Source organism: Exiguobacterium sp. J17977 (genome assembly GCF_018616375.1).
Lineage (GTDB): Bacteria > Bacillota > Bacilli > Exiguobacteriales > Exiguobacteriaceae > Exiguobacterium > Exiguobacterium mexicanum.
This window is the reverse complement of sequence record NZ_JAEQBB010000004.1, coordinates 233,722-247,656: the sequence shown is the minus strand read 5'-3', so window position 1 is coordinate 247,656 and position 13,935 is coordinate 233,722. Positions and strand designations below refer to the sequence as shown.

Here is a 13,935-nt window from a genome sequence, read left to right as displayed (position 1 = left end):
CGGAATGGATGGATTATGGGTACTACTCCTCGCCGCCTTCGGGATCGCCTCGGCGGTCATGAAGCGGATGGAGAAATCATCATCTACTGGAGAACGGCCGCCGAGCACGGATTTGAAGCGGTATCTCGATACGGTCGGTGACATGATGAAAGAAGTCGAGGCGACGTTCGACGAGCCGCGTAACAATCAAGACAAACCGGCTCCTCAGAAACTGCGTCGCCGTGTCGCCGCACCAGCCGAAACGACAGACCGACATGCACCGCGTCGACGTGAAGAACTGCCGCACGTGAGTGCCCAGTTCGAACAGTCGGTCAAGATTCCACCGATTACCGAGGTGACCGAGTCACGGCCACAGCCGCGCATGTCGATGAAGCAAGTTCGACAAGCGGTCGTATGGAGTGAAATTTTGCAACCGCCGGTGTCGAAACGCCGTCGGTAAACCTGAGGCAGTGACTCCGTGTCACTGCTTCTTTTTGTTGGAAGAATGGGCGGTCTTTCTTTCACGAACGGCTTGATAGTGCTAAAGTAAAGAAGGAACAATCTACTGATGGGGAGGAGAAACAACCATTGATTATGACTGATAAAATTCCGTTCGTCATGGAACATGCGAACGAAGCGCAGGCGCTCCTCGGACCGAAGGACGAAGTATTTCAAGCCATCGAAGCAGAACTCGCGGTCGCACTCACTCCTCGTGGAGAAGAATTGATCATTCAGGCCGATACAGCCGATACGCTCGAATTGACGAAGGCCGTCATCAAGACGTTGCAACAACTCGTTAAAAAAGGGGCTCGCTTGAACGAGAGCGATGCCATCAGTGTGATTCAACACATCAAAGTCGGTAAAGGCGACGAATTGCTCGAGCATTATGAGCGGGTCGTCTTCACGACGAACAAAGGGAAACCGATTCGGGCGAAGACGGTCGGGCAGAGCCGATACGTCCGGGCCATCGAAAAGCGTGACCTCGTGTTCGGAATCGGACCGGCGGGGACCGGAAAGACATACTTGGCCGTCGTCTTGGCAGCACGTGCGCTGAAAGAAGGGCAAGTCAAACGCATCATTTTGACGCGTCCGGCGGTCGAGGCGGGTGAGAATTTGGGCTTCTTGCCAGGGGATTTGAAAGAGAAAGTCGATCCATACTTACGTCCGTTATACGACGCCTTGTTTGACGTCTATGGCGTCGAACAGACGAACCGGTTGCTCGAACGCGGCACGATTGAAGTCGCACCGCTCGCCTATATGCGCGGCCGGACGCTCGAAGATGCGTTCGTCATTTTAGACGAGGCGCAGAACACGACGAAAGAACAGATGAAGATGTTTTTGACGCGGCTCGGATTCGGCTCGAAAATGGTCGTCACCGGCGATTTGACGCAAGTCGATTTGCCAAAAGGCAAGGCGTCAGGACTGCAAGAAGCGCTACATCTGCTTGAAGGCGTCGACGGGATTCATTTTGAACATTTCACATCATCCGACGTCGTTCGCCATCCGCTCGTCAAGAAAATCATTAACGCCTATAGTACCGAACTCACATAACCAAAAGGGGGGGCACTGATGCAGCAAGCACGTCATTGGACGGTCGCGACAATCTCCGTCCTCTTTTTTCTCATTTTAGGCGCGATACTATACTTTACGGTGCGCCCATCGATTATTAGTGTCGAACCGCTCGGGATTGCCGAACAGGACATCCGCTCGCCGGTCACGATTGAAGACCGGACGGCGACGGAGCGGTTGCGGCAAGATGCGACCAACAGCGTCGGCAGTCAGTTCTCGTTGCGGCGCGAGTTCGCCGATCAACAGATTGCCAAAGTCGAGCAACTGTTCGCGGCGTTCGAAGAGACGGAAGAGGACACCGAACTGTCGGACATCAAAAATCGTTTGAACTCGACCGAAGTGAACGGATTCCTCGGTGACGATGAACTGAACCTTCTGCTCGAGGCGAGCGAGAACACGCGTCGCACGGTCGAAGACGTCACCGTGACCGCGCTCCAAGAAGTGATGGGCAACCGTATCGAGACGAGCTCGCAGTCCATCTCAGAAGCGAGAGACCGGGCCGAGACGCTCGTCGACCAATCGCCGCTCTCACTAGAGTTCCGGGCCATCGCCAATAGCCTGAGTGATCAATTGATCGTCCCGAACTACGTGTTCGACTCCGAGGCGACGCGCGAGAGAGAACAGCAGGCAGTTGATGCGGTCGAACCGGTCATCATTCAGGAAGGCCAGTTGCTCGTCAACCAAGGCGAGGTCGTGACGCGCGAAATCTACCGCAAGCTCGAATTGACAGGGGCCATCGATCCGAATCGTTCGCTCGCACCGCTGTTCGGGGCTTACTTACTGAGCGGACTGTTGACGATCGGATTTCTGTTCATGTTGATTCGGTCAAAAATCCAACAACTGTTACTCCGTCCTAAAATCTTGATTACCGTCTATGGATTGTTGTTGTTACAGCTCGGCATCTTCTTTGGTGTCGGGTATATCGGCATCGAGTTCACGACGTATGCGTACGTGCTCGCACCGACGGCGTTCGTCGTCCTCTTGTTGCGAATCCTCGTCGATGAACGGGTCGCGCTCGCCTCGGCTTTGATTACGATGATTGCCGGGTCGATTGTGGCGAGTTTTGGGCAAAACACGAGCTTCATGACGGTCGTCTATTTCGCGACCGGAAGTTTCTTGGCCGTCTTCCTCGTCGAACCGAAGATTCAGCGCAAACGGCTATTCTTGTCCGGCGTATTGCTCGGCATCATCAATATCATCATGGTGCTCGCGCTCTTGTTCTTGCGCAACACGCAAGTGACGTGGGAGATGGTCGCCTACTTATCCGGCTTCGCCATTACGAGCGCGCTGTTGTCCATCGTACTCACGTTCGGTTTCTTGCCGTTCCTCGAACCGTGGTTCGGTGTCCTGTCGTCGGGTCGCCTCATCGAGCTGATGAGCCCGACACATCCACTGTTGCGCAAGTTGCTGATGGAGGCGCCAGGGACATATCATCACAGTATGATGGTCGCCAACTTGGCCGAATCGGCTTGCGAGGCGATCGGCGCCGATGGATTGCTCGCCAGGGTCGCCAGTTATTATCACGACCTTGGCAAGACTGAGCGTCCGCTCCATTTCATCGAGAATCAGCAGAACGGCGTCAACCCGCATGACCGGCTCACACCGGAAGAATCGGCCGACATCATCATGGCCCATCCGTATGACGGGGCCGATCTGTTGAGTCGTTATAAGTTGCCAAAAGAGATTATCGATATCGCCGAGCAACATCACGGCACATCGCTCTTGAAGTTCTTTTACGTGAAAGCGAAAGAAACACGTGACGTCAATGAATCGCGATTCCGCTATCCTGGACCGAAGCCGCAGACACGCGAGGCGGCGGTCGTCATGATCGTCGATTCGATCGAAGCGGCGGTCCGGTCGCAGAAGCAACCGACGCCAGAACGGATTCGCCAGCTCGTCAGTTCGATCATTCGTGATAAACTACAAGATGGACAATTCGAAGACTGCGATTTGACGACGAAAGAAGTATGGCGCGTCGGGGAAAGCGCGTGTGAGACGCTCACCGGCCTGTTCCATGAACGAATCGAGTATCCAGAACTGAAGAAAGAAGGAGACTTACATGCAAATCATTTCGAACGATGAGCACGGCTTATTGTCGGATGCTCAAATCGAACTCGTTGAATCCATTTTGGTCCATGCGGCGATGGAAGAAGACGTCGAAGAACCGAGTGAACTATCGGTCACGTTCTTGACGAACGATGAGATTCAAGCCATCAACCGGGAATGGCGCGGGAAAGATGCGGCGACAGACGTCATCAGTTTCGCCTTCGATGAGATGGGTGAGGACGAGATGGACTTCACGCTCGATGAAGATGAGCCCCGTCTTCTCGGGGATCTGCTCATCTCGGTCGAACGTTGTCGGGAACAGGCGGCCGATTATGGCCACTCGTTCGAACGGGAACTCGGTTTCTTGGCGATTCACGGATTCCTCCACTTGCTCGGCTACGACCATATGACGCCCGAGGAAGAAGCGGAGATGACGGCCCGCCAAGAACAAGTGCTCGCTCACTTCGAGCTGAAACGAGGCGAAGTGTGAAACCGTTCTGGTTCGCCGTGCACGGCATCGTGCACGCCGTGCGGACCGAACGCAACATGCTGATTCACCTCGGATCGAGTCTGCTCGTCGTCGTGTTTGCCTGGTGGCTCCCGACGACGAAACTCGAGAACTTGATTCTGTTCGGCTGGGTCGTGCTCGTCATCGCACTCGAGCTGATGAACACGGCGGTCGAACGCACGGTCGACCTCGTCACGACAGACATCCAACCGCTCGCAAAACAAGCGAAAGACGTCGCGGCCGGGTCGGTCCTCGTTGCAGCCGTCGGCGCCGCCGTCACGGCACTATTCATTTTTGGCCCTTATATCATCGACAAATTCGTTATATGATTGAACGTATTGGAAATTTAGAAAGCAGGTGCACTATGTATCAAGAAGATTTTAAATCAGGGTTTGTGTCCATCATCGGACGTCCGAACGTCGGAAAATCGACGTTCTTGAATCGGGTCATCGGACAAAAGATTGCCATCATGTCAGACAAGCCGCAGACGACGCGCAATAAGGTCCAAGGTGTGTATACGGCGGATGATTCGCAAATCATCTTTATCGACACACCAGGGATTCATAAGCCGAAACACCGTCTCGGCGATTTCATGATGAAAGTCGCGACGAACGCACTCCGTGAAGTCGACGCCATCCTCTTCATGGTCAACGTCACAGAACCGCGCGGCGCCGGCGATGAGTTCATCATCGAGAAGTTGAAAGGGCTCGACACGCCAATCATTCTCGTCATGAACAAAATCGACTTGATTCATCCGGACGAGATTCCGGCCGTCATCGAGCAGTATACGAACCAACTCGATTTCGCGGCGTACGTCCCGATTTCGGCGCTTCAAGGCAACAACGTCGAACCGCTCCTCAAAGAGATTAAAAAGTTGCTTCCGGAAGGACCGATGTATTACCCGGCCGACCAAGTGACCGACCATCCGGAACGATTCATCATCTCTGAATTGATTCGCGAGAAAGTGCTCCATAAGACGCGTGATGAAGTGCCGCATTCCATCGCGGTCGCCATCGAGTCAATCAAAAAACGGGAAAACTCGGAAATGATTGATGTCGAGGCCGTCATCATGGTCGAGCGCGATTCTCAAAAAGGAATCGTCATCGGCAAAAAAGGTGCGATGCTCCGCGAAATCGGGACAGAGGCGCGCCATGACATCGAGGCGCTCCTCGGGACGAAAGTGTATTTGAACCTATGGGTGAAAGTGCAAAAAGATTGGCGTAACAAGATGGGCCAACTCCGCGACCTCGGTTTCCGCGACGACGAGTATTAAGCGATGTTGCAAAAGGTCACGGGAATCGTCATTCGGACCGTCAATTACGGAGAGTCGAACAAAGTCGTCACCTTGTTCACCGAAGAACTTGGAAAAGTCGCCGTCATGGCACGAGGGGCGAAAAAGCCGGGCAGCCGCCTGCATTCGTCGAGTCAGCCGTTCGTCGAGGCAGTGTATATCTTTCCGGCAAGTCGCGGCCTCGGCCAATTGAAATCGTCGGATGTGATCACGTCTTATCCGGAAATTCGAAAAGACGTCGAGCGGATGGCATACGCCATGTACTGGCTCGAACTCGTCGACCGGACGGTGGAGGACCGCGTCCCGAACCGCCCGCTCTATCGCATCTTGAACGACGCCTTGCAGGCACTCAACGCAGGCATGGACCCCGAAGTGATCACGCATCACTTCGAACTGCGCATTTTGCACCTGCTCGGGGTTGCACCCGTCTTGACCGGTTGTATCCGTTGCAACGATGTGACCGACCCGATGTACTTCTCGGTGACGGCCGGCGGTTTTCTTTGCGCCCGGCACCAAGAAGAAGGGGCGATTCGCATGAGCGAGCGGCTAGCGAAGCTACTCTATTTGATGAGCCGGCACGAGCTTTCCGAATTTAGTAACGTCCCGCTCACGAAAGAGACTCGGATTCTGCTCAGACAGCTGTTTGATGCGTATATGGACTCTTATAGCGGTTTGCGGCTGAAGACGAAGCGGGTCCTCGACCAAATGCAGCGATTGTACTTGAACGATGATTGACTTTTTCGACAAGATTCGATACCATAATCTACGATTAGACAAATGAAATAGCGTGCGCAATGAAGGAAAACAAGTAGCTTTTATACCGTGGGTGCAGCGAGTTCGGGAAGGTGGAAGCCGAACGCCAGGTTGAAGTGAATGGCAATTCCAGAGCGCCCACAATCCAAAGAGTGGCCTCGTCTCGAGGCAAGTAGGGTGGAACCGCGGGTAATCCCGTCCCTATGTGCATGGCACATAGGGGCGTTTTTTGTCGTTTCAATACTTTTGGAGGTGTCACATATGAAGCACATGACCGTGCAAGAAATTATTTTGACGTTGCAAAACTTCTGGGCGTCGAAAGGCTGTTTGACGATGCAAGCGTATGACGTTGAGAAAGGGGCCGGCACGATGAACCCGATGACGTTCCTACGGAGTCTCGGACCCGAGCCATGGAACGTTTGCTACACAGAGCCATCACGTCGTCCGGCAGATGGCCGGTACGGAGAAAACCCGAACCGCCTGTATCAGCATCACCAATTCCAAGTCATCATGAAGCCGTCACCAAGCAACATCCAAGAGCTTTACCTAGAGAGCTTAGAGTTGATTGGCATCAACCCGCTCGAGCACGACATCCGTTTCGTCGAAGACAACTGGGAAAACCCGACGTTCGGTGCGGCCGGACTCGGTTGGGAAGTCTGGTTGAACGGAATGGAAATCACACAGTTCACGTATTTCCAACAAGTCGGTGGAATCGAGTGTGACCCGATTGCCGTCGAGATCACGTACGGTCTCGAACGTCTCGCGTCATACATCCAAGAAGTCGAGAGCGTATTTGATCTCGTCTGGACAGACGGATTCAAGTATGGCGATATCTTCTATCAGCCGGAATTCGAACATTCAAAATATACGTTCGAGCTCTCGGACGTCGACATGTTGTTCACGTTGTTCGACACGTATGAAAAAGAAGCGAAGCGTGCCTTGGACGAAAACCTCGTCTTCCCGGCTTATGACTATATCCTTAAGTGTTCGCATACGTTCAACCTTCTCGATGCGAAAGGCGCCATCTCGGTGACAGAACGGACCGGTTTCATTCAACGCGTCCGTAACATGTCCCGTGCATGTGCTGCCAAATTTATTGAAGAGCGGGAACGCCTCGGTTTCCCACTTTTGAACCAACAGAAAGCAGGTGCCCTTGATGCGTGATCTTTTATTAGAAATCGGACTTGAAGAATTACCAGCCCAATACGTCCTCCGTTCAGAGAAACAATTGGCGGAACGCGTCGCGAACTTCTTGACGGAAGCCCGTGTCCAATTCGGTGCAATCACTGTTTATTCGACACCGCGTCGCCTTGCCGTTCTCGTCAAGGACGTGGAAGAGAAGCAACAAGACTTGACGGAGACGCTTCGCGGACCGGCGAAAAAAATCGCCCAAGACGCTGAAGGAAACTGGTCGAAGGCAGCTGCCGGCTTTGCCCGTGGCCGCGGCCTCTCGGTCGACGACTTGTACTTCGCCGAAGAGAAAGGTGTCGAGTACGTCTTCGCCGACCGTCATGAATCAGGTCAACCGACGAGCACGTTGCTCCCGGCACTAGAGGACGTCGTCCGTGGCATGACGTTCCCGAAAAACATGAAGTGGGGCACGAGCAGCCTGCGCTATATGCGTCCGATTCGTTGGCTCGTCGCCTTATTCGGTGCCGAACAAATCGATTTCGAAATCGAAGGCGTGAAGACGGGGAACGTGACACGTGGTCACCGTTTCTTGAGTAAGGGTGACGTCGTCATCACAGAACCGGCCGCCTACGCCGAGACGCTTGAACGCGAGTTCGTCGTCGCCTCGTATGAGGACCGGAAAGGGCGCATCGAGCGCCAAATCGAGGAGTTGGCTTCTGAACAGGGCTGGACCGTCCCGCTCGACGCCTCGTTGCTCGAAGAAGTGACGAACCTCGTCGAATGGCCGACTGCGCTATTTGGTGAATTCGAGGCCCGTTATCTCGAACTTCCGGAAGAAGTCTTGATTACGACGATGAAAGAACATCAGCGCTATTTCCCGGTCTATATCGGTAAAACGCTTCAAAACTATTTCGTGACCGTCCGGAACGGGAACGCCGAACACCTTCAAAACGTCGCTAAGGGGAACGAGAAGGTCATCCGGGCCCGTTTGGCAGATGCCGTCTTCTTCTATGAGGAAGACCAAAAGACGAAGATTGACGAGCAACTCGTCCGTCTCGATCGCATCGTCTTCCATGAGAAATTGGGCACGACAGGAGACAAGGTCCGTCGCGTCGAACAGCTCGCGGGAACGCTCGCACCATTGTTCAAGGCGGATGCAGCCAACGTGGCACGTGCCGGTGCCATCCATAAGTTCGACCTCGTCAGCCAAATGGTATACGAGTTCACAGAACTTCAAGGGGTGATGGGAGAGAAGTATGCGCTCCAACAAGGTGAAGACAAGGAAGTGGCCGCGGCAATCCGTGAGCATTACATGCCGCGCTTTGCTGGCGACGCCTCGCCGGCGACGCCGACGGGTGCCGTCCTCGCACTCGCCGATAAACTGGATTCGATTGCCGCTTTCTTCGGAATCGGCATGATCCCGAGCGGTTCACAAGATCCGTTCGCGCTCCGTCGCCAAGCCCAAGGGGTCGTTCAGATTTTGGCAGATTGGAAGATTGCCTTGCCACTCGACAAGTTACTGTCACAAGTTGTCGATTCGCAACTTCAGGCAGGACTTTACGATGCCGATAAAGAACAAGTCAAGGCGCAACTCGAGGACTTCTTCATGCTTCGCTTGAAGTATCGTCTGCAAGAGCGACAAGTCCGTTATGACGTCATTGATGCCGTCTTGACGACCGGCCTTGCGATCGACCGACTCGATGCGAGAGCGGATGCGGTTCAAGCCATGCTAACGAGCGAGGCGAAAACGCTCATCGAACAATTGACACGCGTCGTCAACATCGCCAAGAAAGGCGAGGCCGGGGCCGTTGATCCGTCATTGTTTGAAAATACGGAGGAGAAAGAACTCCACGCTGCCATCGAGACGACGTTGCCGGAGACGGAACGCGCGGTCGAGGCGGGCGACTATCATCAAGCAATCGCATCATTGCGCGCCCTAGAACATCCGATTAGCGCTTATTTTGAAAATACAATGGTCATGAGCGATGTCGAGGCGATTCGTGAGAACCGTCTGCGCGAGATGAAGCGACTCGCTGCGACGATCGAGCATGTCGCCGATTTTAGCGCGCTCGTACTCTGACCAAACTTGAGGGGGTTGGCTATGCAGCTGAATGAACGCCAACAGAAAATCGTTGAAATCGTAAGGGTCAACGGACCGATCACGGGAGAGCAGATTGCCCAAGAGTTATCGCTCACCCGGGCCACGCTCCGACCAGACCTTGCGATCTTGACGATGACTGGAATTCTAGAAGCCCGACCGCGTGTCGGCTACACGTTCGTCGGCAAACGAAACTCATCCTTGCTTCGGGAAAAACTCGACTCGCTGACGGTCGGCGACTTCATGTCGTCTGCGAAAGTCGTCAGTAACGAGATGACAGTGTATGACGCTGTCGTGACATTGTTCTTAGAAGATGTCGGCTCGCTGTTCGTCGTCGGGAAAGACAATGAGCTCGTCGGCGTCCTATCGCGTAAAGATTTGCTTCGGGCTGCCATCGGCAATCAAGATCTCGACCAATTGCCGGTCAACGTCATCATGACCCGGATGCCGAACATCACGGTATGTGAGAAGGGTGAGACGTTGATTCGGGCCGGAATGAAGTTGATTGAGAAGCAAATCGATGCCATGCCGGTCGTCGAAGAGAAGGATGGCAAGCTGATCGTGCTCGGTCGCATGACGAAGACGAACATGACGAAAGTATTGATTGCGCTCGCTAACGATGAGTCGTTCTGAGGAGGAATCTGGTTTGACACTGACACAAAAACAACTCGTATTTGTCGTGAGCGATTCAGTCGGTGAGACGTGTGAACTCGTCGTCCGGGCCGCGAGCATCCAATTCCATGAGAATGCGATTGAGACGCTCCGCATCCCGTTCGTCGAAGATGAACAGACGATTCACGATGTCGTGACGCAAGCACGTGCCCAAGGCGCGGTCATCGCCTTCACGTTGGTCAATGAAGAACATCGGTCGCTGCTCGTCCGTCTCGGACAAGAGTACGGTGTGAAGACGGTCGACTTGCTCGGGGATTTGCTCGATGTGCTCGCCGGTCAACTCGGTGAGAGCCCGCGTGAAAAACCGGGACTCATCTATCGTTTGGATGAAGATTACTTCCGTAAAATCGAAGCGATGGAGTTCGCGGTCAAGTACGATGATGGACGTGACCCGCGCGGTTTGAAAAAGGCGGACATCGTCCTCGTCGGCGTCTCACGGACGTCGAAGACACCGCTCTCACAGTATTTGGCACTGAAGCGCTATAAGGTCGCGAACGTGCCGCTCGTACCGGAGTCACGGCCGCCAGAGGAACTGTTCGAACTGCCGCCGGACAAGTGTGTCGGCTTGATTATCTCACCTGACAAATTGATCTCGATTCGGATGGAACGCCTGAAATCGCTCGGACTAAAACCTGAGGCCGATTACGCCCAACTTGAGCGGATTAACCGTGAACTCGAATATGCCCGTGGGATTTACGAGCGAATCGGATGTGAAGTCATCGATGTGACGAACAAGGCCGTCGAAGAGACGGCCGGCATCATTTTGCGGATGCTCGATCAATCAAAAGAGGATTGAGCACTCGGATTAGTAATCGACTGGTGATAACGGTATAATAAAGTACTGACATGACATTGAAACGGAACGTGGTCAACGTTCCGTTTCGTTGCGAGTTTGGATAGGGAGTGGTCAAGTTGCCGCGGATACCGGATGAAGTCATTGCGGAAGTAAAACAAGCCACAGATATCGTTGATTTAATTAGTGAACGCGTTGAATTGAAGAAGCAAGGACATCGTCTCGTCGGGCTATGTCCGTTCCACTCGGAGAACAGCCCATCGTTCTCCGTGTCCCCGGAGAAAGGGATGTATCACTGTTTCGGATGCGGCGCCGGCGGGAACGTGTTCACATTCGTCATGGAGACGGAAGGACTCTCGTTTCCAGAGACGATTGAACGTCTCGCCACGCGGGCAAATATTGCCATCGAAGGTGGCGTGTCGGGCGACGAGGAATTGTCGCGTGATCAAGTGCTCCGCAAACAGATGCGCGATGCCCATCGGGTCGTGGCCGACTTGTATCACGAGGTGTTGATGAAGACCGAGGCGGGCGAAGTCGGATTGACATATTTGCAGCAGCGCGGTTTAGAGGAGTCGACAATCGGTCAATATAAGATTGGTTATGCGCCCGACCATCGCCGGTTCACCGTGGATTCACTAGAACGAAGAGGGTTCGACCTCGAGGTCATGGTAGAAGCGGGATTGATTTCTAAGTCTAGGTCCGGTGAGTATTTTGACCGGTTCGAAGGCAGAGTCGTCTTTCCGATTGCGGATCGAGACGGCACCATCGTCGGATTTAGCGGACGGGCGATCGATGAGCGACAGCCAAAGTACGTCAATACTGCGGATACTCCGTTATTCAATAAGAGTGAACTCTTATTCGGCTTCTCACAGGCCCGGGCCACGATGCGCAAACAAAAACGTGTCTTGCTCGTCGAAGGAAACGTCGACGTCTTGCAAGTCGCGCAAGCCGGGACGAAAGAAGTCGTCGCCTCGCTCGGCACGGCGTTCTCTTCTCAACATGCCCGCGCTTTGGCCCGCATGGTCGAAGAAGTCATCATCTGTTACGACGGCGATACAGCCGGGCAAGAAGCGACGATGAAAGTCGTCCGCTTGCTCGAGAGTTATCCGCTCGATGTGCAAGTGTTGATGCTACCTGAGAAGACCGACCCGGACGACTATATTCGGACGAACGGGGCGGAACAGTGGCGTAAATTGGTCGAATCGGAGCGGTTGTCCGTCCTCGATTTCATGAACCGGACGCTCCGGCGTGGCAAAAACATGAATCGAGAAGGAGAACGGATTCGGTTTATTGAATCTATGCTTGTGGAAATCAGTAAAACGGATAACTCGATTCGTCGTGACCTGTACGTGAAGAAACTGGCCGACGAGTTTGAGATTCCGGTCGAGACGTTGTTGTCGCGGATGCCGAAAGCGGCTTCGAGAGAAGCCGCACCGCAGCCCGTACGCGAACCGGAGCCGGTCCGGCGTCGATCGTCTAAAGCGAACGAACCGCGCTACGTCAAGGCGGAGAAGTTATTGCTGCGCGCGATGTTGAGCGGTCCGGAGCGGGTTCGTTTCGTCCGGGACCGCCTCGGTCTGGCCTATCAGGACGAGGTGCACCGGATGTTGGCGACGGCACTGTATGAAATCGTCTCCGAGGAGATGACGCAGGAGGAGTTCGAACAAGTCGCACCGCCATTCATGGAGCGGTATTGCGATCAACGTCCGGACTATGCGAATCGTTATGCCGAGGTTCGACTCATGGCCGCACCGGATGAACTGACCGAAGAGGTTTTAGATGAATACATTAAGGTCATAAACAGTTATGAGGAACAGCGTCAAATCGAACGGGCGAAAAGGGAAATCGGACAAGATGCCGAAAGTATAGTAGACCAGGCATCCAAGTTACAAGAATTGATTACCCGGAGTCGTCGTCTTCGTGAACGATGAAAGTGGAGGAAGTTTGGAAGGAGTTGAACTGCTAGATGGCAGAGAAGAAAAAAGAGGATTTATTTAACGCCATAGAGGAACTTGAGAAATTAGGGAAGAAAAAAGGCGTCGTATCGATGCAGGAGATTCAAGATCGTCTCAGCCATTTTGAGGTGGACTCAGACTTTATCGATAACTTCATCGAAGATTTAGAAGGTAAAGATATCCGCGTCACAGAAGATGCGGCCGATGCCGAAGAGACACCATCGAAAAAAGAAGACGAAGAGGTCGATTTGAATGACCTATCCGTCCCGCCAGGCATTAAAATCAATGACCCGGTCCGCATGTATTTGAAAGAAATCGGACGCGTCGATTTGCTCAGCGCGAAAGACGAGACCGAACTCGCGAAGCGGATTGAACAAGGTGACGAAGAGGCGAAGAAACGCCTTGCCGAAGCCAACCTCCGTCTCGTCGTCTCGATCGCGAAACGCTATGTCGGACGCGGCATGCTCTTCCTCGACTTGATTCAAGAAGGGAACATGGGCCTCATCAAAGCTGTCGAGAAGTTCGACTATATGAAAGGGTTCAAGTTCTCGACATACGCGACATGGTGGATTCGTCAAGCAATCACACGCGCCATCGCGGACCAAGCCCGGACAATCCGGATTCCGGTTCACATGGTCGAGACGATCAACAAGTTGATTCGTGTCCAACGTCAGTTGTTGCAAGACCTCGGTCGCGAGCCGTCACCTGAAGAGATTGCCAAAGAGATGGAACTCACACCTGAGAAGGTGCGGGAAATCTTGAAAATCGCGCAAGAGCCGGTCTCCCTCGAGACCCCAATCGGTGAAGAGGACGATTCACACCTCGGTGATTTCATTGAAGACCAAGACGCGATGGCACCGCAAGATGCCGCCGCTTATGAATTGCTCAAAGAACAACTCGAAGACGTGCTCGACACGCTCACAGACCGTGAAGAGAACGTACTTCGTCTCCGCTTCGGTCTCGATGACGGGCGCACACGTACACTTGAAGAAGTCGGTAAAGTATTCGGTGTCACCCGTGAGCGGATTCGTCAAATCGAGGCGAAGGCACTTCGGAAACTTCGTCACCCGAGCCGTTCGAAACGCTTGAAAGACTTCCTCGATTGATTGTGTTTTTGAATAAAATGTGAAGTTTTAGAAG

At 53.6% G+C, this 13,935-nt stretch carries 13 protein-coding genes; all 13 read left to right on the top strand.

From position 1 onward, the window contains the following. Positions 1–4: 4 nt before the first annotated feature. The 13 genes from KNO58_RS09310 (at position 5) to rpoD (ending at position 13,901) form a co-directional block, all read left to right on the top strand. Positions 5–439: a hypothetical protein gene (locus KNO58_RS09310; RefSeq protein WP_214753315.1), complete on the top strand. Its 435-nt coding sequence runs from the start codon at positions 5–7 to the stop codon at positions 437–439. Positions 440–573: 134 nt separating this feature from the next. Further along, positions 574–1,530 (top strand): PhoH family protein, encoded by a 957-nt coding sequence (locus KNO58_RS09305; protein WP_031199860.1) that lies wholly within the window; start codon positions 574–576, stop codon positions 1,528–1,530. An 18-nt stretch (positions 1,531–1,548) separates the two neighbouring features. Next, positions 1,549–3,630, top strand: coding sequence for an HD family phosphohydrolase (locus KNO58_RS09300; RefSeq protein WP_214753313.1), 2,082 nt, complete (start codon positions 1,549–1,551; stop codon positions 3,628–3,630). Beyond that, positions 3,608–4,084, top strand: a complete 477-nt coding sequence (ybeY, locus tag KNO58_RS09295) for an rRNA maturation RNase YbeY (RefSeq protein WP_214753310.1) — start codon at positions 3,608–3,610, stop codon at positions 4,082–4,084. Before KNO58_RS09300 ends, ybeY begins: the two co-directional genes overlap by 23 nt. Then, a complete protein-coding gene (locus KNO58_RS09290) occupies positions 4,081–4,431 on the top strand; it encodes a diacylglycerol kinase family protein (protein WP_214753308.1) in 351 nt (116 codons plus the stop codon). Before ybeY ends, KNO58_RS09290 begins: the two co-directional genes overlap by 4 nt. A gap of 35 nt (positions 4,432–4,466) precedes the next feature. Beyond that, positions 4,467–5,375: a GTPase Era gene (era, locus tag KNO58_RS09285; RefSeq protein WP_214753083.1), complete on the top strand. Its 909-nt coding sequence runs from the start codon at positions 4,467–4,469 to the stop codon at positions 5,373–5,375. 3 nt (positions 5,376–5,378) lie between these two features. Then, positions 5,379–6,128, top strand: a complete 750-nt coding sequence (gene recO, locus KNO58_RS09280; RefSeq protein ID WP_214753305.1) for a DNA repair protein RecO — start codon at positions 5,379–5,381, stop codon at positions 6,126–6,128. 288 nt (positions 6,129–6,416) lie between these two features. Then, on the top strand, positions 6,417–7,310 hold the full coding sequence (gene glyQ / locus KNO58_RS09275; RefSeq protein ID WP_370447070.1) for a glycine--tRNA ligase subunit alpha: 894 nt from the start codon (positions 6,417–6,419) through the stop codon (positions 7,308–7,310). After that, complete coding sequence (gene glyS / locus KNO58_RS09270) at positions 7,303–9,357, top strand: glycine--tRNA ligase subunit beta (RefSeq protein ID WP_214753303.1); 2,055 nt, start codon at positions 7,303–7,305, stop codon at positions 9,355–9,357. The genes glyQ and glyS overlap by 8 nt, the downstream gene beginning before the upstream one ends. A gap of 21 nt (positions 9,358–9,378) precedes the next feature. Next, the gene (gene ccpN / locus KNO58_RS09265) at positions 9,379–10,008 is read left to right on the top strand and encodes a transcriptional regulator CcpN (RefSeq protein WP_021065695.1); all 630 of its coding nucleotides are present in this window, start codon (positions 9,379–9,381) and stop codon (positions 10,006–10,008) included. Continuing rightward, positions 9,995–10,843: a pyruvate, water dikinase regulatory protein gene (locus tag KNO58_RS09260; protein WP_051627707.1), complete on the top strand. Its 849-nt coding sequence runs from the start codon at positions 9,995–9,997 to the stop codon at positions 10,841–10,843. Before ccpN ends, KNO58_RS09260 begins: the two co-directional genes overlap by 14 nt. A gap of 107 nt (positions 10,844–10,950) precedes the next feature. Further along, positions 10,951–12,771, top strand: coding sequence for a DNA primase (gene dnaG, locus KNO58_RS09255; RefSeq protein WP_260570864.1), 1,821 nt, complete (start codon positions 10,951–10,953; stop codon positions 12,769–12,771). Positions 12,772–12,806: 35 nt separating this feature from the next. Then, entirely contained in the window at positions 12,807–13,901 is a 1,095-nt protein-coding gene (rpoD, locus tag KNO58_RS09250) for an RNA polymerase sigma factor RpoD (RefSeq protein ID WP_021065698.1), read from the top strand. The last annotated feature ends 34 nt before the right edge of the window (positions 13,902–13,935 follow it).